Below are 21,956 nucleotides of genomic sequence, written 5' to 3' on the forward strand. Positions count from 1 at the left end.
TGCATGAAACAAAAAATTTACTCTTGCAGTGCAAGAGTAAGCCTATTAATATTAATAGGCTTACTGTGTAACTTTAGCATTTTTGCGCAAGACATTACAGTCAGAGGTAATGTAAAAGATGTGACCGGCGAGCCGATTATCGGAGCCAGTGTTCTTCAGGTTGGTACGACAAACGGGATCATTACCGATGTAGACGGTAATTTCTCTTTAACCGTACCCGGAAACTCCTCGATCAATATTTCGTATATCGGCTATGTCCCTCAGACTTTAGCCGTTAATGGACAGACTTCTTTTAATATTATCCTGAAAGAAGATGTGGAAGCGTTGGACGAAGTGGTTGTTGTCGGTTACGCTACGGGAAGTAAGCGGACAATATCCGGTGCCGTTGAAAAGATTAAGAAAGAAGACATGAATGTCGGAGTCGTAACGAACCCGCTCGAGTCGATAAAGGGAAAAGTGGCCGGTGTGGTCATCAACAAACAGGGAGGCGACCCGGCTTCCACTCCTTCTATCCGTGTGCGTGGTACGACTTCATTATCCGGCGGTAACGATCCGTTGGTTGTGATAGACGGTGTTTTCGGTGACTTAGGCTTGCTGAATGCGCTTTCTCCTTCCGACATCGAGACCTTTACGATTTTGAAGGATGCTTCCGAAACCGCTCAGTATGGTTCACGTGGCGCCAGCGGTGTAATTGTCGTTACCACGACGAAAGGGAAGGCGGGAGCCGTCAGCCTGAACTATGACGGGACATTCGGCGTGGAAAGTGTCTATAAGAACATCGATATGCTGAATGCCGCACAATACCGGTCGGCCGTAGAGGCCGGTGGGTATGTCAATGCCCTCGACGGCGGTGCGAGCACGAACTTCATGAAGGAGATGCAACGTACCGGCTTCACGCAGAACCATCGCGTCTCTTTCGGTGCCGGAAACGAGCAATCCAATTACCGTGCTTCGATCGGCGTGATTGCACAGGACGGTATTATTGACGGTAGCGATATGCGCAATTATACCGCTAAGTTGGATGCGAACCAGCGGATGTTCGACGATCGTCTGAAAATAGAATTCGGCATGTTCGGTTCCAAGAAGGTGAATAACTATGTGAACGATCACCAGAAAACATTCTATTCCGCCGCTTCTTTCAACCCGACTCTCCCTGCTGCCCAAAATGCAGACGGTACGTGGCCGGAAGATCCGAACGCAAACGAGATAGACAACCCGTTAGGACGTCTGACCATACAGGATAAGGAAGACAATGCCTACCTGAATGCACACGGTAAGCTCTCGTTCAACTTTACCCCTGATCTGATGTTGAGCGTATTCGGCTCTTATACCTATAATGAGAAGATCAACTCGACCTACATTCCGAATAATATCAAAGCCGGTATCCGTGAAGGTAGCGGTAAGGCCAGCAAGACGCAGAAGAACAGCGATGTACTGATGGGAAATATCACGTTGTCCTATAAGAAAGACTTCGGAAAGAATCATGTTGATGTTTTAGGGTTGATGGAAGGGCAGAGCTATAAGTTCAACGGTTTCGGTGCTGACGCACGCGGCTTCGGTACGAACTATTTCGGATATGACAACCTGAAAGCAGGAGCAAATGTGAAGTATGGCGATGTTACTTCTTATGCCAACTCCTACAATATTTCTTCTTTCATGGCCCGTCTTAACTATATGTTTGACGACCGTTATATCGCAACGGTCAACCTGCGTACCGACGGTTCTTCCAAATTGGGAGAAAACAACAAGTGGGGCTTCTTCCCTTCCGCTTCTGCGGCATGGGTAATCAGCAACGAAGCATTCCTGAAGGATATCGAACAGATTACGAACATCAAAATCAGAGCCGGCTACGGTCTGACCGGTAACCAGGATGCCATATCTCCTTACAACTCATTGTCCCTGATGCAACCTACGGGTATCACGACTGTCAACGGTCAGCAGACCGTTACTTACGGGTATGCCCGTAACGCAAACCCGGACCTGAAATGGGAAACCAAGAAGATGTTCGACGTAGGTGTTGACTTCAGCCTGTTGGAAAGCCGGATCTCCGGTTCTGTCGATTATTACAATTCCAGAACGACAGATCTTCTGTACGAATATGCCGTTCCGGTCCCTCCGTTCCTCTACAACAAGCTCTTGGCAAACTTAGGGGAAATGCAGAACAACGGTGTGGAAATAGCTTTAAGCGGCACACCGGTACAGACCAAAGATTTCGACCTGAAGATCAGTGCCAACGTCTCTTATCAGAAGAATGAACTGAAATCATTGAGCGGAACTTATATGGGCCAGGAATTGTCTACTTCCGAATATATGCGTCTGGGTAGTATCAATGGCGCCGGTTTTATCGGTGGTAATACGGGAGTTATCTACCAGATGGTAGGACAGCCTGTAGGTGTATTCTATCTGCCTCATTCAAGAGGTCTGGTGAATGACGGTTTAGGTAGCTACACGTACCAGGTTGAAGACCTCGACAAGAACGGTACTGTCGATATCAATGACGGTAACGACCGCTACGTGGCAGGACAGGCAACTCCTAAAGTGTTCATGGGTGCCAATATCAGCATGCGTTATAAACGCTTTGACTTGCAGGTACAGATGAGCGGAGCGTTCGGACATAAGATCTATAACGGAACCTCTCTGACTTATATGAACATGAATACCTTCCCGACATACAACGTTTTGCCGGATGCTCCTTCCATGAACATCAAGGACAACACGGTCACTGACTATTGGCTGGAAAAAGGTGATTATGTGAATATCGATTACATCACATTGGGCTATAACTTCAATGTAAAGAAAATCGACAAAGTCATTAAGAACATACGGTTGACGGCCTCTGTCAATAACGTGCATACATTCACGAACTATTCAGGTTTATCGCCGATGATCAACAATACCGTTGTTGGTAGTGATATGGGTGTCGATGACAAACGCTTCTATCCGTTGACGCGGACCTATTCTCTCGGATTAAATATAACCTTCTAATTAGCATAAAAACATGAAAAAGAATATAATATATAGCTGCCTGCTTGCAGCCGCCACATTCGCTCTTCCTTCCTGTAGCTCTTTCTTGGAAGAAAACCCGAAAGACCAGATGCCGGAAGAAGAGGCTTACAAAAGCCCGGAATTGATTTACCTCAATACAGTTGCCAATCTTTATACCCAGATCGGTGCGACCGGCGGTGGGGAAGGACTGGCCGGGACAGACCGTGGTTTGTACGACATCCAGACATTTACGAACGACGAAGCCTTGCTTCCGACTCGTGGTGGTGACTGGGAAGACGGGAAATTATGGCAACGGTTGTATCTGCATACTTGGGATAAGTCTGAAGCTCCTTTCAAAAGCGTCTGGGATTATCTTTATAAAGTGATCGGTCTGAGCAACCAGTCTATCGACAAATTGAACAGCCTGATGGAAGCGGATCCCGAGAATATCTATCTTCCCGTTTACAAAGCGGAAGTACAGGCGATCCGTGCATTATACTACTACCAATTGCTGGATTGCTTCGGCCGTGTACCTCTGGTCGAAAAGTCGGATGTACAGATTTCGGATGTCAAACAATCCGAAAGAAGCGAAGTGTACAATTTTGTCCGGAAGGAATTACAGGAGGCTTTGCCTTATCTGAATACGGCAAACAGTACGAAAGAAGGTGAGTATTATGGTCGTATGACACGTCCGGTGGCTTTCTTCCTATTGGCTAAGTTAGCCTTGAATGCGCAGGTCTATTCGGATGATGACTGGACGGACAACGGCGGTGCTCCTAACGGAAGTACGGATTTTGAAATGAACGGCCAGAAGGTTCTTTGCTGGGATGCTGCAATCGCTTATTGTGATTCTATTTCCAATTTGGGATATCAGCTTTCTTCCACTTACTCATCCAACTTCAGTGTGGGGAACGAGAAGTCTGTAGAAAATATTTTCACAATCCCGATGGATCCGGCTAAGTATAGTGCCCAATTCTATTATATCATCCGTACTGTCCATTATGCACACGGTAAAGCTTATTCGATCGACGGTTGGAACGGAGCTTCTGCTTCTAAGGAATTATTAGCTTCTTTCAGAAAAAGCAAGAATGATCCCCGCCTGGAATTGTGTTTCTATACAGGTAAAGTAACCGGACCGGACGGAGCTCCGGTCATGGATGGTGATAACGAACTGGAATATAAGCCGGACGCCGTAGCCGTCGATGTTTCGGGTATAGCCGATGAAAAAACGGCCGGTGCACGCTGGAAAAAGTATGAGATCGATCCCGCCTCCCAGTCGGCAGGCAAATTGCAAAGTGTCGATTTCGTATTATACCGGTATGCCGATGTCCTGTTGATGAAGGCTGAGGCTAAAATGCGTAAAGGGGAAAGCGGTGACAATGAAATCAATGAAGTGCGCGGACGTGTAGGTGCCGATGCACTCTCCAAAGCGACTCTCAACGACCTGTTGGACGAACGTGCCCGCGAGCTTTCCTGGGAAGGTGTACGCCGCCAGGATCTTGTCAGGTTCGGCAAGTTCTGCGATGCGGTGGACGGCCGTCCGGCGACACAACCCTATTGTACCGTATTCCCTATTCCGCATGATGTAGTCTTGCTGAATAAAAACCTTTCACAGAATAAAGGATATTGATAAACAACTATAAACAGATTCATATAAAAGGACAATGATATGAAAAAGATATGCAACTATATATCCATGTTTATCCTCCTGTTGCTGGCGGTGACAAGTTGTAAGGATAACGATAACTGGACCATTATCGAAGAGGCGCAACCCGGTACGTATGTGGTCGGTAGTGCCACCATATTCAGCGGTGAAGCTTCTACGTCAGCCTTGAAGCCTGTCAAGCTGGATCTTGGTGACGGTCTGTCTGAAACGAAGCCGGAGATAATCGGTATTTATACCTGGTTGAAAGCCGGTGGTGAGTTTAATATCTCCGTATGTAAAGCGGTCGGAGAAGAGCCGGTGCATTATGGTAAAGGGGAAGTCGTCGAGGAAGTTCCCGATGTAATCTCCATCTGTAACCTGTCTGCCGGAGGTCCGGCTTTTACAGTCGCATCCGACGGGTTGTATAATATAATCGTTAATACCAGTCTGAACCAGGTGTCGATCCTGCCGGTGAGCTGGGGTATTATCGGTGCCGCCACAGAAGGCGCATGGGATAAGGAGACTCCTTTCAACGCTCCGAAGTTCGATGCGACCAGCACGACGGTAGAGTGGGAGATGTCGACGACGCTGAACGCCGGTGAGTTTAAATTCCGTTATAGCGGTAACTGGGGGTATGAAATCCCATACGATGCGGCCAGCAAAGTGAAGATATTCACCGATGTCACAGGAACGAAGGAAGGAACGGATAATGTCCTGACCGAAGGTTTCAGTAGCATGGAAACGGGAGGTGCCAACCTGGTTACGAATATCGGAGGACAATTCAGCGTGTATATGAAATATGATATCCGTGCCGGGCAGTTCAGCGCCCGTTATGTCCTGACCGGTGAGCCGATCGTTCCGCCGGCTTATCCCGAAAATCTGTTTATTGTCGGGGATGCTTTCCAGGGATGGACGCCCGAAACAGATGCGGAAGAATGCATTCCGGTCAACGGAACGCCAAGTTCATTCTGGAAGATCGCCTATCTAAATCCCGGCGGCTTCAAGTTTACGGTTAAGTTAGGTTGGGGCGGTGACTTCGGTATTGCCGAAGAGAACGCCGATGCTATAGGAGAATATACCAAAGGCGGAAACAACATCAACGTGACGACTCCGGGCTATTATCTGATCTATGTCAACCTGGAAGACAATACCGTTTCTGTGACAGACGTGAATATTTATCTGTTCGGCGATGTCAACGGCGGTACGTGGGATTACGATGAGGCAAGCAAGTTTACGGTTGATAATGCCGCCAAGAAGATCACATCTCCTGCATTTGCGGCTGATGGCAACCTGCGCATGTGTATCAAACATCCGGGTTTGTCTGATTGGTGGCGTGCCGAATTTAATATTTACGAAGGAAAGATCGAATATCGCGGCAATGGAGGCGACCAGCCTGCTGTGCCTGTCAAAGCCGGACAGAAAGCGGTACTCGACTTCACCGATGGAACAGGCGTGATCCAGTAAAAGGTTTTCACCCCTGATTGTTAAAGAGAGTCTGATGTGCGGCCAACAACCGTATGTCAGACTCTTTTTTCGTTAGAAAAAGACGCGTTCAGCTTTTTTTAGGCGAAGATGAGATATTTATGGAAAATATCCCTATATTTGTCGCATGCATTGTTCCTGCTTCGCACTCTGCGGAAAAGGATTAAAAGGGAATCGGGTGTAAATCCCGAACAGTCCCGCTGCTGTAAGCTTCATAAACGGATTGGGCAATTCTTTTTGCCACTGACGAAAGTTGGGAAGGCGCTCATACCGGAAGCAAGTCAGAAGACCTGCAACGCATTTTTTTTCGACGGCTTCGAGGAAAGGCCGGAAGAGAACATCAGAGCATTTCTGCTTGCATATTCTTTACCCGTTCCCGTAGCCTCCATTGTATTGTTTTTAATTATTTTGCCATAATAATTAGGAAAAGAAGCATGGATCAATATGCGGGATGAGCTCCGCTATTGGTTCATGCTTTCCTTTTATCGCCATTTAAATGATTTTGATTTGACTTGCATGAAAATCGAAGGTTTTTCCGTAGATTTGTATTCATACTTTTAAAACAGAGGATATATGGAAACGACATTTATCAGGAAGTACCCCATCGGGATACAGAATTTTGAGAAGATCAGAAAAGAAGGCTACCTGTATGTTGATAAAACCGACTTGGTGTATCAATTGGTGAAGACAGGTAGCTACTACTTTCTGAGCCGTCCGCGTCGTTTCGGCAAAAGCCTGCTTATTTCCACGTTCGAAGCCTACTTCAAGGGAAAGAAAGAACTATTTGAAGGGCTGGCTATCGAAAAACTTGAAAAAGACTGGCTGACCTATCCGGTGTTACATCTGGATTTGAACGCCAAGAAATATGTTTCTCCCGAGGATTTGACCGCCATACTCAATCAGCATTTAGAAAGGTGGGAGTTGTTGTATGGCGACGAGAAAAAGGACCGTAGCCCGGAAGAGCGCTTCTCGTACGTGATCGAGCGTGCTTCGGAGAAGACCGGTATGCGGGTGGTCATCCTGATAGACGAATACGACAAACCGATGCTACAGGCCATCGATAATGACGAGTTGCAAAACGAATACCGCAATACCCTGAAAGCGTTCTACGGGGTGATGAAGAGCATGGACCGGTATATCCAGTTTGCTTTCCTCACCGGTGTGACCAAGTTCGGCAAAGTGAGCGTGTTCAGTGATCTGAACAATCTGGATGATCTTTCGATGAGAAGACCTTATGTTTCCATTTGCGGTATTAGTGAAGATGAATTGCATCGTGATTTTGACGGTGACGTTCATGTATTGGCTTCTGCGCTTGATATGGCATACGAAGAGACTTGCACGGAGTTGAAAACCAGTTTTGACGGTTATCACTTCGTCGAGAACTCTCCTGGTATCTACAATCCGTTCAGCCTGCTTAATACATTCAAATACCGGAAATTTGATAATTACTGGTTTGAAACCGGCACGCCCACCTATCTGGTGAAGTTATTGCAAAACACGAACTACGACCTCTACCGGATGGCGCATACCGAGACGGATGCCGATGTCTTGAACAGTATCGATGCTATCTCGAAGAACCCCATACCGGTTATCTATCAAAGCGGTTACCTGACGATCAAAGGATACGACAAGACATTCGGTCTCTACCGTTTAGGTTTCCCAAATAAGGAGGTGGAAGAAGGATTTATTAAATATCTCCTGCCTTATTACACCCCGGTAAGTCCGGTCGACACAACTTTCGAGATCAAAAAGTTTGCTCGGGAAGTCTACGACGGCAATTACGAAGCCTTTTTACGCCGCCTGCAAAGTTTCTTTGCCGACACCCCTTACGAGTTGGTTCGCAACCTGGAACTGCATTATCAGAATGTACTCTTTATTGTCTTTAAGCTGCTGGGCTTCTATGTGAAGGCAGAATACCATACGTCGGAAGGCCGTATAGACCTGATCCTGCAAACCGAGCGTTTCATCTACGTCATGGAGTTCAAACTCAACGGTACGGCCGAAGAAGCATTGCAACAAATCGATGACAAAGGTTACGCTCTTCCGTTTGCTTCCGACCCGCGCAAATTGTTCCGTATCGGCATCAATTTCAGCGCGCAGACACGCAATATCGAAAAGTGGTTGGTTGAATAATACTGAATAAACTGTTTGCAAGCGAGATTTGTTTATTACTGGAAAAGTGCGTTTATTTGTAATCGGTATTAATTAAATAAAGAAAGAGTATGAAAAAGATTGTAGGGTTTATGTTGCTGGCCGTGATGACATTGGTTGCTGTGCCTGCGAAATCCCAGATTAAGTTCGGTATAAAGGGAGGTTTGAATATCTCGTCCGTGCATTTCAATGAGAAAATAGTCGGGAAAGACAATGTGACAGGCTTTATATCGGTCCGATGATGGAAGTGATGGCTCCGGTGATGGGTGTCGGTTTTGATGTGGCTATCCTTTATTCGCAGAAGGGAATCGGGGCGAAGGGAGAAAAAGACCTTAAAAACGATTATATAGATGTACCAGTCAACTTGAAATGGAAGTTTGGTCTCCCGATTATAAAAGGATATCTGGCTGCCGGACCGTATGTGGGTTTCCGTGTGGGTGGTGATAAGTTTTGGGATATCCCCGGTTCGGTTGGTAACCAGTTAAAGGCGAAGAACTTTAATGCCGGTTTGAATCTGGGTGGCGGAGTGGAGCTGATCAAGCATTTGCAGGTCGGTTTCAATTATGCCTTGGGATTGACGGAAGATTATAGCGCATCCAAACTTGATTTGAACGGTAAGAACCGCGGATGGTCGATTACGGCGGCGATCTTGTTTTGAAATACGCAGATGTCATATTACCCCTTCCGTTAGAGAATAGCTATACCTATAGTATTCCGGCCGATCTGGAACAGGCGGTCATACCGGGTTGCCGGGTGATTGTCCATTTCGGAAAGAAGCGCTACTATACGGCTATCGTGATGGATGTGCATGAGCGTAAGCCGGACAGCCAATACGAGACAAAGGAGATTTATGCGCTTTTAGATGCCACTCCCGTGCTTCGCCGGCCGCAACTTCGTTTCTGGAAATGGATTGCGTCTTATTATCTTTGTAAGTTAGGAGATGTTTATAAGGCCGCCTTACCTTCCGGGTTGAAACTGGAAAGCGAGACGGCTGTCACTTATAATGAAGCCTTTGAAGCGGATGGGCCGTTGCGCCCGAACGAACAGGTGGTGCTGGATGCCTTTGCGGGAGTCCTGAAACTGACGGTGTCCGAACTGGAAAAGAAAACCGGGCTCCGTAATGTTGTGCCTGTTGTCGCCTCCCTGATGGCGAAAGGTGCAGTCGAAGTCAGTGAGGAACTGAAACGTGGTTTTGCGCCGAAGATGCAGACTTTCATCCGTCTTTCCGAAGCCTATAAGGAGGTAGAGACGCATGGCCGTGCGTCTCTACAATCTGTGTTTGATGAGCTTAAGCGGGCGAAGAAACAGGAGCTACTGTTGGTTTGTTTTCTGGATTTAAGCCATGCGCTTAATCCGGCTCTGACGCGGGAACTATCGAAAAAAGAGTTGCTCGAAAACAGCCATTGCTCACCGGCTACGTTGGACGGTTTGTTGAAGCGGGGCGTTTTGGAAAGCTACGAGAAGGAGGTAGGCCGCCTTCAGGTGCCGGTCTGCCGTTTGCGGACACCCAGTCCGCTCAGTCCGGCACAAGAAAAGGCTTACGGGGAGATACACGATGTGTTCGGCACGAAAGATGTTTGCCTGCTGCATGGCGTGACATCCAGCGGAAAGACGGAGATTTATATCCGCCTGATAGACGAGGTGCTGAAGATGGGCCGCCAGGTCTTATATCTGCTTCCCGAAATTGCCATTACTACGCAGATTACCGAACGGTTAGCCAAGTTGTTTGGCGATAAGTTGCTGGTCTATCATTCCAAGTTTTCCGATAACGAGCGGGTGGAAGTCTGGAACCGCCTGCTGCATACGGATGGGCCGATGCTGGTCTTAGGTGTCCGTTCTTCGCTATTTCTGCCGTTTAAGGATTTGGGACTGATTGTTGTGGATGAGGAACACGAGAATACCTATAAGCAGCAAGATCCGGCTCCGCGCTATCATGCCCGCAATGCTGCGATCGTATTGGCCGGCATGCATGGGGCGAAGACTCTTTTGGGTTCTGCCACTCCGTCTATCGATTCCTATTTTAATGCGACTACCGGCAAATATGGCTTGGTCGAGCTTACCACCCGCTATGGCGATTGCCTGATGCCGGAGATACTGCCGGTCGATATTAAGGAACTGCGGCGTAAGAAGATTATGAAAGATACGCTTTTCTCTCCGATATTGGTCGAAAAGATCAATACGGCGTTGGAACGGGGAGAACAGGCGATTTTGTTCCAGAACCGGCGTGGTTTTGCTCCGGTGATCGAGTGTAAGAGTTGTGGTTGGGTGCCCCATTGCGTAAACTGCGATGTCAGCCTGACGTACCATAAGTTCCGTAACGAACTGGTTTGCCATTATTGCGGGTATAAGATCCAGTTGCCCCACCAGTGTCCAATGTGCGAAATTCCGGAATTGCGGACGATGGGTTTCGGAACGGAAATGGTGGAAGAGGAGATAGCCACGCTTTTCCCCGCAGCCAAAGTGGAACGCCTGGACTTCGACACGGCGCGTACCCGTACGGCTTATGAACGGATAATCGCCGATTTCGAGAAGGGAAAGACGCAGATACTGATTGGAACCCAGATGTTGTCGAAAGGACTGGATTTCGGAAATGTAAGCGTGGTCGGTATCCTGAATGCCGACAGCCTGATGAACTTCCCGGATTTCCGTGCCCATGAACGGGCTTTCCAGTTGATGGTGCAGGTCAGCGGACGTGCCGGCCGGCGGGATAAACGCGGAACAGTAATCTTGCAAACGTCCGGGCCGGATCATCCGTTGATCCGGATGGTGGAGCGTTTTGCTTATAAGGAGATGGCTCGCCTGCAATTGGGTGAGCGCAGTATGTTTCGCTATCCGCCTTATTACCGGCTGATCGTGATTGTGTTGCGTAGCCGCAATGACTCGATCTTGCAGGAATTGTCTGTTTTATATGCCGACAACCTGCGCCGCCGTTTGGGTGAACGCGTCTTGGGGCCGGTTACCCCGCCCATTACACGAGTGCAGACGCTTCATATCCGAAAGATCGTTTTGAAAATAGAAATAGCCGCCGCGATCGCTCCGGTCCGCGAGATTCTGGAAGCCGTGCATGCGGAGATGCAACGTTACCTGCCATTCAAGCAATTGATTGTGCATTACGACGTGGATCCGGCGTAGAGACGCACGGTTGTGCGTCTCTGCTTAATAGATGATGAATTATGGAAAAGAAAAAAGAATATAAGATTTTGTTTGTCTGTTTAGGCAATATTTGTCGTTCTCCGTCAGCGGAGGCAGTGATGAAAAAGCTGGTGCAGGATGCTGGATTGAGTGACCGGATCAAGGTGGACTCGGCCGGGATAATCGGGTATCATGAAGGAGAACAGGCAGACCCGCGTATGCGTGCGCATGCTGCCCGCCGGGGATATAAGCTGGATTCCATTTCCCGCCCGGTGCGTACGGAAGACTTTTTCGATTTCGACCTGATCATCGGCATGGACAATCGGAACATAGACGACCTGAAACGGAAAGCTCCGGATCTGGAATCGGTTGCCAAGATACATCAAATGACGGAATACTCCCGTAATAAGCTGTATGACTATGTCCCCGATCCTTACTACAGCGGCGCGGAAGGTTTCGAGCTGGTCCTCGATTTGCTGGAGGATGCCTGTGGAGGGCTGCTCGAGGAAATCTCACTTCTTTAGGTCCGGATAGCTGATCCGCGTATGGTACATGATCTTTAGTTTCTCTACGAATACGTTCTTGACGGTTTCCACATCTTTGAAAGTCAGCGGGGCGTTTTTCATCAAGCCGTCGGCTATCTGACCGTCGATGATTTTGTCGACCAACCCCCGGATGTTTTCTTCGGTGTGTTCTTTCAGGCTGCGGGAGGCTGCTTCGACGGAGTCGGCCATCATAAGAACGGCTGTTTCTTTCGAGAACGGGTTCGGGCCGGGATAGGTGAAGGTTTCTTCGTCGATCTCGCGGTCGGGATACTGGTTCTTGAAGGAGTTATAGAAGTATTTGGCTTTTCCGCGTCCGTGATGGGTACGGATGAAGTCGGTGATTGCTTTCGGCAGCATAGCCTTTTCGGCAAATTTCACGCCGTCATTCACATGGTTGATGATGATTTTGGCGCTTTGGTCGAAACTGAGCTGGCTGTGCGGATTGACACTGCTCTGGTTTTCGGTGAAAAAGGCCGGGTTTGCCATTTTCCCGATGTCATGATACATCGCTCCCGTACGGACAAGCTGTGCGTTGGCTCCGATGGCAGCCGCAGCCTCCGATGCAAGGATGGAGACTTGCAGGGAATGCTGGAAAGTCCCGGGTGATGTCTCCGACAGCTTTTTCAGGATCGGCGTGTTGATATTGGACAGTTCGACCAGTGTGATACTCGACACATAGCCAAACGTTTTTTCCAACATATACACTAATATATAGGTAAACATCAACAAGATGAAGTTGATACCGAAATAGAGCATCATCATCCAGTTGATTTTCTTGAAATCCGCTTCCTGGTAAATAGACAGGCTGATATAGCAGAGCGCATACGACATAAAGATGAAGAAAGCACAACGGATCAGCTGCGAGCGCTCATACAAATCCCTCAGGCTGAACGTGACCACCATGCCCGCAATGACCTGCAACAACAGGAACTCGTGAGGGAAAGGAACCATCAGTGAACAGATCAGCACAATGATCAGATGCGTGAACAAGGCTGTGCGCGAATCGAAAAAAGTACGCACCACAATGGGCACAATGGCAAACGGAAGAATGTAGACATTAAACAGTCCGTAGGTCACGCAGAGTTCCGTCATGATACAACTGACAAATACACATAAGATGAGGAACAGTGCATTCCTCCTGTTGTGTAGTATCTTCACCCGAAAAGACCACAGGTAAAGCCAGAAACAGAAGAGAATCCCGAATACCAATACGAACTGGCCTCCGAGGATTATACTTTGCCGCTGGGTCCCTCCGGATTTGCTTTCGTGTACGATCTTGAGAGAACGTAATACGTTATATGTATGGTTGTCGATGATCTCGCCCCGGTCGACGATGCGCTCGCCGGCTTGCACCATCCCGTTTGCCAACGGGACACTGTTTAGTATGTCTTCTCTAACCTTGTCCGATGTTGTTTTGTCATACGTGATATTCTCGGTCAGGTAATTATTGATATCGCAGGATTGCAATACCGACTTTTCCAGATAAGAGGGACAGTTGTTGATGATGAACTCGTAGGCCGTTTTGACTGTGAATAACTCGCTGCTATGGCGGGGATGGGCCACGTTGTTATCGAGCAGATTGATACGGGGATATCCCTCTTTTTTGAGTTCTTCCATGTCCTGGGCGGAAACGATGCCGTCCCGGTATAGTTTTTGCAGGCTGTTTTCGATGTACTGCATATAAGTCGGAGTCGCCCGGTTTTTGAGCGTGTTATGGTAGTCCGTACGCAGCTTGTCTATTTCGGTGGATTCGATGGTGGCATCCACACGGTAATAGGGTTCGAATTTCTTCAGCGCACTGTCGCGTTCGGATTGTATTTCGGCATCTGTTTTATAAATGGGAAAATCGCTTGGAGCTGTGAGCAATCCGTATCGCCAGGGTTTCCCTTCGTAGAATTGGTAACGGAACTTTCCTTCCCGGGGAAAGAAGTAAGCGATCAACAATGCCGCCACAATAAAATAGACGCTGGGATGTATGCTATAGTTCTTTACTTTCATAAAACTTGTTTTTGTAATTGACTACTATGTTTGTATTACCGGACGCAGATATCGCAGATGACGCTGAAGAACGCAGATCATTAATTTGTTTTAAAAGAAAATAAATCTGCGTTCTTCTGCGTAGTCTGTGCCCGTCTGCGTCCGGTAAAATCCATTGAAAGGCGAAATGTACATAAAAAAGTTTACTAAGAGAAAAAAAAGGGCTACTTTTGCCGCATTATTATAGAATGAAAGAATTATGACTCAAAGGAAAGTTAGAGTCCGGTTTGCACCGAGTCCTACGGGAGCGCTGCATATCGGAGGTGTTCGTACAGCTTTATACAATTATTTGTTTGCCAAACAGAATGGTGGAGACTTGATTCTCCGTATAGAAGATACCGATTCACAACGTTTCGTCCCCGGAGCGGAAGCCTATATTATCGAGGCTCTTACCTGGTTAGGAATCAAGTTCGACGAAGGTGTGGGCTTCGGAGGCAATTACGGCCCTTACCGTCAGAGTGAGCGTCGGGATATTTACAAGAAGTATGTCGACCAGCTGTTGAACAATGGCTGTGCTTATATCGCTTTCGACACGCCTGAAGAGTTGGAAGCCAAGCGGAAGGAAATCCCCAATTTCCAGTATGATGCATCCACCCGTATGCAGATGCGTAACTCGCTGACTCTTTCGGAAGAAGAGGTGAAAGCGCTGATAGACGCCGGTAAACAATATGTAGTCCGTGTAAAGATTGAGCCGGACGAAGATATCCATGTGAACGACCTGATTCGTGGCGAAGTGGTTATCAACTCTTCTATCCTTGACGATAAAGTATTATACAAATCAGCCGACCAGCTGCCTACTTATCACTTGGCGAATATCGTGGACGACCATTTGATGGAAGTCACTCACGTGATTCGTGGTGAGGAGTGGTTGCCGAGCGCTCCGCTTCATGTGCTGCTGTACCGTTATTTCGGTTGGGCAGATACGATGCCGCAGTTTGCGCATTTGGCTTTGTTGCTGAAACCGGAAGGAAACGGCAAACTGAGCAAACGCGACGGTGACCGTCTGGGATTCCCCGTATTCCCGTTGGAATGGCATGATCCGAAGAGCGACGAAGTCTCTTCCGGCTATCGTGAAAGCGGTTACCTGCCGGAAGCAGTCGTGAATTTCCTTGCCCTGCTGGGTTGGAACCCGGGTAACGACCAGGAAGTGATGAGCATGGACGAGCTGATCAAATATTTCGATCTGGGCCGTTGCAGCAAGAGTGGCGCCAAGTTTGATTACGAAAAAGGAAAATGGTTCAATCACCATTATATCCAGATGATGGATAATAAGGAAGCAGCCACACTCTTTATGCCGATCCTCGAAAGCCACGGTGTGAAAGCTGAACCGGCTTATGTGGAAAAGGTGGTTGCGATGATGAAAGACCGCGCTACTTTTATCAAGGACTTGTGGGAGCTTTGCTCTTTCTTCTTTATCGCTCCGACCGAATACGATGAAAAGACACGTAAGAAACGTTGGAAAGAAGATAGCGCCGTCCAGTTGGCGGAACTGATAGAAGTGCTTCGTACCCGTGAACCGTTCGATATCGAAGGTACGGAAGAAGAGGTAAAAGCCTGGATCGAAAGCAAAGGCTATCATTTAGGGAACATCATGAATGCAACCCGCCTGGCCCTTGTCGGCGAAGGTAAAGGCCCGCATATCTTCGATATCACGGAAGCCTTGGGTAAAGAAGAGTCTATCCGCCGTATCCAGCGGGCTATCGAAATACTTAAATAATTCATGTATAGCATACTCATACATTTCTATGCCTTTATTGTCGCATTGATTTCCCCTTTCCATAAGAAGGCGCGCATGATGCGTCTCGGACAGTGGAAAACCAATAGTATCCTTCGTGAGAAGATAGACAGGAAGGCGAAGTATATTTGGTTTCATGCTTCTTCGTTGGGAGAGTTCGAGCAGGGGCGCCCGCTGATTGAGAAAATCAGTCGCAGCATCCGGAATATAAGATACTGCTGACTTTCTTTTCCCCTTCGGGTTATGAGGTGCGGAAGAATTATAACGGGGCGGATGTGATCTGTTACCTGCCTTTCGATACACCTTACCGGGTAAAGAAGTTCCTGAATTTAGCAAATCCGGCGATTGCCGTTTTCATCAAGTATGAGTTCTGGGGAAATTATCTGCATGAGTTGAAGAAACGGGGAATACCGGTTTACATCATTTCGGCTATTTTCCGTCCGGACCAATTGTTTTTCCAATGGTTCGGAGCGCCTTACCGGAAGATGCTGTATTGTTTCAATCATCTGTTCGTGCAGGATGAGCGTTCCAAGGAATTGCTTGAAAGGTATGGAATCAAGAATGTGACTGTTTGTGGCGATACGCGTTTCGACCGGGTGTTGGATGTCCGTAACCAGGCGCGTGAATTGCCGAATGTGGAACGGTTCGTGACCAATGGAGGCGGAGAGAAGCAACCTACGCTGATCGCCGGAAGTTCATGGCCGCATGATGAGGATATTCTGATTCCGTATTTCAATGAACATACGGAGATCAAACTGATCATCGCTCCGCATGAGATACACCGGGAACATCTGATGTATATCGAATCGCTGTTGAAGCGTCCCTCCGTCCGCCTGTCCGACGCGATGCAGGATAAGAGCCTGATGGAAGGAAAGGACTGTCTGATAATAGACAGTTTCGGGTTGTTGTCCTCCATCTACCGGTATGGGACGATTGCTTATATCGGAGGCGGTTTTGGTGCCGGTATCCATAATACGTTGGAAGCTGCTGTGTATGGCATTCCCGTTTTGTTCGGTCCGCGATACCAGAAGTTCAAGGAAGCCCGCGACCTGATCCAGGTCGGAGGCGGTTTCTCGGTTTCTTCAAAAGACGAGTTCGATGGCAAGATGAATGAACTGTTGGCCTATCATGACGTTTTGGATGCTGTCGGTAACAGTGCCGGGCAATTTGTGAGCGGCAATGCCGGGGTCACTGACAAGATATTAAAAGAGCTGTCTTTATAGGCTGGTCTTTCAAGGGAGTGCCGGAAAGCGCTCCCTTGCTGTAATTTGTGTTTTTAATAATGTTCTTAAATCTGGTAAACTATGACTATTAGACAATTCTCATTCGGATTATTATTGACTGTTTCAGTCTTTTCCTGTAATACTCCAAAACAGGAAGCCGGCGACCGCCCGTTATCATCTTATGTAAATCCTTTTATCGGTGCGACTACAAATACCGAAGCAGCCGGGAGTTATCACGGCCTTGGGAAGACTTTTCCCGGAGCGACCGCCCCTTTCGGAATGGTGCAGGTCAGCCCCAATACTATAACCGGTGGAGATAATGGTTCCGGTTACAGCTATGAACATACTTCAATAGAAGGCTTTGCCTTTACGCAGATGTCCGGTATCGGTTGGTACGGTGATTTAGGGAATTTCCTGGTGATGCCGACAATCGGTCCTCTTCATACTTTTGCAGGAACGGCGGATAATCCGGATGGAGGTTATCGTTCGCGTTATGATAAACAATCGGAAAAAGCGGTGGCCGGATATTATTCCGTCCGGTTGACCGACTATCAGATTCAGGCGGAGGCAACCGCTTTGCCCCATAGCGGGATGTTGCGTTTCACTTTCCCGGAAAGTAAGGAAGCACGCATACAAATCGATCTGGCACGCCGTGTGGGAGGAACTTCCGTCCGGCAGTCGGTAGAGGTCGTCGACGACCATACCATCAGAGGCTGGATGCAGTGCACACCCGATGGCGGAGGTTGGGGAAACGGAGATGGCAAGGCCGATTATACCGTTTATTTCTATGCCCAATTTTCACGGCCTTTCGGGGAACATGGCGTTTGGTCGGCCGATATTCCCGATGGTTGGAGCCGTAAACGGGAAGATATAGAAAGCGAGCGTTACCATGAAGTGATCCGCCAGGCTGCTATCCATCCGGCCGTTTCTTTGTTTGAAGGCAAACACCTGGGCTTCTATGCCAATTTCGAAACAAAACCCGGCGAGGAAATCCTGCTTAAAAGCGGTATCTCCTTTACCAGCCTGAAGAATGCGGAAGAGAACCTGTCTGCTGAAATGAAAGACTGGGACTTCGATAAAACGTATGCAGCTTGCAGCCGGCTTTGGGATAACGAACTGGCGAAAGTGAAAATAGACGGTGGCTCGGATGACGATAAGACAACCTTTTATACGGCTTTGTACCATACAATGATCGACCCGCGTATCTGTAGCGATGTGAACGGTGAATATACCGGAGCGGATAAAAAGGTACATCAGACGGAGCGTTTCAATAAACGGACCATATTCAGCGGCTGGGATGTGTTCCGCAGCCAGATGCCGCTTCAGACAATTATCAATCCGACATTGGTGAACGACCTGATTAACTCACTGGTCGAAATAGCCGCACAAAGCGGCAATGAGTATCTGGAGCGCTGGGAACTGCTGAATGCTTTCTCCGGCTGTATGCTGGGTAATCCGGCGATCTCTGTCTTATGCGATGCCTATTCAAAAGGAATCCGGGACTATGATGTGGAGAAAGCATACGAATACGCTGTTAATACCTCGCGCCTGTTCGGAAACGGGCCGGACGGATATACTCCGGGAAATACCGGAATATCACACACCCTGGAATATGCCTATACCGATTGGTGTATGGCCCGGCTTGCCGGATGGTTGGGGAAGGATGCCGACCGGGAGCGCTTTGACCGGCAGGCGCAGACCTACGCTTCGCTTTTTGATCCGGTCTACGGATGGTTCCGGCCGCGTGACGGGAAAGGGGCTTTCATCCCGTTGCCGGAAAAGGGACGGTTGGAAGAATGGTACGGATGTATGGAATGCAATGCTTACCAGCAAGGCTGGTTTGTTCCTCATGATATAGACGGTATGGTCAAACTCATGGGCGGTCGTGAAAAGGTGTTGGCCGACCTGACGGATATGTTTGAAAAGACTCCGCATGATTATCTGTGGAATGCTTACTACAACCATGCCAACGAGCCTGTCCATCATGTTCCTTTCCTCTTTAACCGTCTGAACGAACCAGCGCTTACCCAGAAATGGACACGTGATATTTGCCGCAATGCTTACCGCAATGCCGTCACTGGATTGGTCGGAAATGAAGATGTCGGACAGATGTCGGCCTGGTATGTCTTGGCTGCTGCCGGTATTTATCCCGTTTGTCCGGGTGACTTGCGCTACGAGATTACAAGTCCGGTGTTCGATCGTGTAGAGTTCCGCCTGGATCCGAAATATGCAACCGGGAAGACCTTTGTCGTCGAGACGCGTGATAACAGCCCCGAAAATATCTATATCCAGCATGCAACACTCAACGGGAAAGCATATAATAAATGCTATCTGACACATGCCGATCTGATGGCTGGCGGAACTCTTATTTTGCAAATGGGAGCAAAACCTCGGATTGGGGTCGAGATTGAATATTATTATCATATCTTTGTGATATGAAGCAAACACGGGAATTCATTTTGAATGAAATTAAAAAAACCTTGCAGACGGTAGCTCCAAATGCAAAGGCTATACTTTTTGGCTCAAGAGCCAGGAATGAAGCTCGTGCAGATTCTGATTGGGATATTCTGATTTTGGTTGATAAAGATAAAATCTGTAATGAGGATTTTGATACGATCGCTTATCCTTTGGTAGAGTTAGGATGGACATTGGGCGAAATGATAAATCCAGTACTTTATACTTTCAGCGAGTGGAGCAAACGGAGTTTTACGATATTTCATAAAAATGTGGAAGAGGAGGGTGTTGTAATATGATTTATTTGATTGGACAGAGGAGGAAGTCTTTCCTTTTTTTGATAAAACAAAAACTTTCCTGAATCGGATGGAGGATTTAATTTCGTTGAAATAGTATCCTTTGGTGTTAACCGAATTAAAAAATAAAGCCCCCGATTTCAGGCGAAGTCGGGGGCTTTATTTTTTAATCCTCTTCCGCAAACATCTGATCCCAAGCCGGCAACCGTGTCGGAGTCTGTTTCAGTACTTCTTTTACTTTGTTTGTGATAAACTTCTCATATAGATTCTTGCCGCTGCTTTTTCCGTTATTCTACAGAATAAGATGCTTCAATGGCAATATTCGTATAATCTCTTAATGGCTTCGTTTTGGATGTCGCGTCAAACTCGATATGGAAGGTTATTTTTTCTTTCAGTTCTTTCTCTAACTTTTCGATGAAAGTGATTGGGATAACGAGCTCCTTGTTGTAAACAAAGGAGATATCCTTTATTTTCCCTCCCGTAATAGGTAGATAGAATGTGATGATGATTCCTTTATATCGGGAATTGTTAATCATATCCTTGTAGGGTTGAAGAATCGTGTTGACGATCTGTTGAATGTCGTTTCTCCTATCCGGCCATTCCAGCACATAACCACAATATCCTCCCTTATAATCAAGACAATCGATATCTCCTTCGATTGTGTTATTTAGGTTTCTTATATAGAGTGAATAATAATCTGCTTTGATACTGTAACGATTTTTTTCCCCTTGGGCTATTCCTAATTCATGTTCTTGAAATTCGGGAAGTTGGGAATATCCGTCAATTGTACAAAACATAACCATACAAACAAAAAATATAAAACGTACCATAATGTGCCTCCTTTATTTATAACAATTACTATTACTGACAATTTCTAACATTGAATTAATTACAAAATCGTAATTTACGGTATAATCATATTTCCCATATTCAGGATTGATTGTGTATTTCCCATATTCGACAGCCCAATATGCAACTTTATTTATATCTATGCTTTGAGGAATTTTTGAAAATTTATCGGTGATTTCAGATAACCATTTATTGTATTCATTTTCTAAGTTATTGGTCCTTATTCCGTTAAATAATCTTGTTTGTCCCCTGTTTGCAAATAGATCCGAGTCTCTTTTTTTCATATCAACTTCATAAATTATGTCTAAAAGGATGTGTCGTTCGACTTCCAATTTGCCTCTCTGCTCATTAGATAAATTCCAATTATTCAAAGAGGCTTGAAAAAAATGAATATATTCATGGGCAAGAGTCCCCATTGTTATATTATTTTCTTCGTAAAAGTTTAAACCGCTATACTTTGCGTTAAATTCAGCTTCTTGCCCTTCTACCCAATCCTGTGGTTTGATAAAAACGATGCTACTCAGTTTTCTACCTCTTTCTACAAGGTATTGATTCAATGTATTAAGTCCACATATATTTAACATTTTAGCGAGAGCATCCTCTAATTTTAAGACTTGTTTATCGGTGAGGTTTTTAGTGTAATTTACCAACTTATTCTCCAGGGTAACTACTTTTGCAGAAGCGACTTCTCCTCGATTTTGAGGAATATAGCCACTAAGGCTTCCTCCACCGCTTCCACCTCCACCACTTCCCGTGCTACCTTCTTCAAAACGAGATGCTATATATATAAATTCATGCCAACAATGTCGACCTTGATAATATGTTTGACCGCCGGCTGAACTATATATGTCATTGCAATATTCAACGTCAATTAATCCTTTTGTGACTTGTTGCTTTGGAAGAAAAAATAATCCACTTTTAGGAGATATTTTCAGCACATTTTGGGTAAAATAGTCAAACATCCAATCTTGATCTTTTAAATCTTCTGGTCTTTCTACCCGTGCAAATACAAAAAAATGGATACCGTCTGGTTGTTTAGATAAGAACCAAATAGATTCTATTTCTTCTTTTTGTGGATGTTTAATTGGGACGACATAAACTTCACAAGCATCAATATGAATGTTTAGCACTTCCTCCCAAATGGGATATCCGTAGAATTGAGTAAAATCATCTACAAAAGGGCAAGCAGCATTATACTCTTTTACTACTTCGACAATATCGAATAATGTAGCATTCGACCGTGTGAGAATTGGGAAGAATGAATCTGTATCCTTTTCTCTGGATGTAAAGTCTTCCTTTACAGGCAAACATCCGCATAGCAGCACTAATAGGAAAGATATACATTTATTTTTCATTAATAATTTGATTTAAGAAACTGATTTGATAGAAACGTTTATTTTTGCTTGTAATGCTGTAAGTAAT

Annotated in this window: 12 protein-coding genes, 2 pseudogenes and 1 riboswitch; of the genes and pseudogenes, 11 read left to right on the plus strand and 3 right to left on the minus strand. The window is 46.6% G+C overall.

Annotated features, from left to right (window positions below):
• Positions 1-3: 3 nt before the first annotated feature.
• From DW083_RS00150 to DW083_RS00180, 7 genes and pseudogenes are all read left to right on the plus strand, one after another.
• Complete coding sequence (locus tag DW083_RS00150) at positions 4-2,985, plus strand: TonB-dependent receptor (RefSeq protein ID WP_122331028.1); 2,982 nt, start codon at positions 4-6, stop codon at positions 2,983-2,985.
• A gap of 13 nt (positions 2,986-2,998) precedes the next feature.
• The gene (locus DW083_RS00155; protein ID WP_122331029.1) at positions 2,999-4,615 is read left to right on the plus strand and encodes a RagB/SusD family nutrient uptake outer membrane protein; all 1,617 of its coding nucleotides are present in this window, start codon (positions 2,999-3,001) and stop codon (positions 4,613-4,615) included.
• A 39-nt stretch (positions 4,616-4,654) separates the two neighbouring features.
• Entirely contained in the window at positions 4,655-6,094 is a 1,440-nt protein-coding gene (locus DW083_RS00160; protein ID WP_122331030.1) for a SusF/SusE family outer membrane protein, read from the plus strand.
• Between the two features lie 133 nt (positions 6,095-6,227).
• A riboswitch (cobalamin riboswitch) is annotated at positions 6,228-6,425 on the plus strand.
• A 260-nt stretch (positions 6,426-6,685) separates the two neighbouring features.
• Positions 6,686-8,245 (plus strand): ATP-binding protein, encoded by a 1,560-nt coding sequence (locus DW083_RS00165; RefSeq protein ID WP_122331031.1) that lies wholly within the window; start codon positions 6,686-6,688, stop codon positions 8,243-8,245.
• Between the two features lie 89 nt (positions 8,246-8,334).
• Positions 8,335-8,921, plus strand: a pseudogene (locus DW083_RS00170) (porin family protein).
• A complete protein-coding gene (priA, locus tag DW083_RS00175; protein WP_122331149.1) occupies positions 8,918-11,395 on the plus strand; it encodes a primosomal protein N' in 2,478 nt (825 codons plus the stop codon). Before DW083_RS00170 ends, priA begins: the two are co-directional and overlap by 4 nt.
• A gap of 41 nt (positions 11,396-11,436) precedes the next feature.
• Complete coding sequence (locus DW083_RS00180) at positions 11,437-11,919, plus strand: low molecular weight protein-tyrosine-phosphatase (protein WP_115497830.1); 483 nt, start codon at positions 11,437-11,439, stop codon at positions 11,917-11,919.
• Here DW083_RS00180 and DW083_RS00185 read toward each other — a convergent pair.
• Positions 11,908-13,938, minus strand: coding sequence for an HD family phosphohydrolase (locus DW083_RS00185; protein ID WP_122331032.1), 2,031 nt, complete (start codon positions 13,936-13,938; stop codon positions 11,908-11,910). The genes DW083_RS00180 and DW083_RS00185 overlap by 12 nt on opposite strands.
• 238 nt (positions 13,939-14,176) lie before the next feature.
• Here DW083_RS00185 and gltX point away from each other — a divergent pair, with 238 nt between their 5' ends.
• The 4 genes and pseudogenes from gltX (at position 14,177) to DW083_RS00205 (ending at position 19,688) form a co-directional block, all read left to right on the plus strand.
• A complete protein-coding gene (gltX, locus tag DW083_RS00190; protein ID WP_122331033.1) occupies positions 14,177-15,694 on the plus strand; it encodes a glutamate--tRNA ligase in 1,518 nt (505 codons plus the stop codon).
• A gap of 3 nt (positions 15,695-15,697) precedes the next feature.
• A pseudogene (locus tag DW083_RS00195) lies at positions 15,698-16,935 on the plus strand (3-deoxy-D-manno-octulosonic acid transferase).
• 81 nt (positions 16,936-17,016) lie between these two features.
• Entirely contained in the window at positions 17,017-19,374 is a 2,358-nt protein-coding gene (locus DW083_RS00200; RefSeq protein ID WP_122331034.1) for a GH92 family glycosyl hydrolase, read from the plus strand.
• Positions 19,371-19,688, plus strand: a complete 318-nt coding sequence (locus DW083_RS00205) for a nucleotidyltransferase domain-containing protein (protein WP_122331035.1) — start codon at positions 19,371-19,373, stop codon at positions 19,686-19,688. Before DW083_RS00200 ends, DW083_RS00205 begins: the two co-directional genes overlap by 4 nt.
• Before the next feature lie 284 nt (positions 19,689-19,972).
• On the opposite strand, the gene DW083_RS00210 is transcribed toward DW083_RS00205, so the two are convergent.
• Both DW083_RS00210 and DW083_RS00215 read right to left on the minus strand, forming a co-directional pair.
• Positions 19,973-20,515, minus strand: coding sequence for a hypothetical protein (locus tag DW083_RS00210; protein WP_122331036.1), 543 nt, complete (start codon positions 20,513-20,515; stop codon positions 19,973-19,975).
• 12 nt (positions 20,516-20,527) lie between these two features.
• Positions 20,528-21,889: a hypothetical protein gene (locus DW083_RS00215; protein ID WP_147382073.1), complete on the minus strand. Its 1,362-nt coding sequence runs from the start codon at positions 21,887-21,889 to the stop codon at positions 20,528-20,530.
• Between the last annotated feature and the right edge of the window lie 67 nt (positions 21,890-21,956).

Origin of the sequence: Parabacteroides sp. AF48-14 (assembly GCF_003477465.1) — a bacterium.
GTDB classification, from domain to species: Bacteria; Bacteroidota; Bacteroidia; order Bacteroidales; family Tannerellaceae; genus Parabacteroides; species Parabacteroides acidifaciens.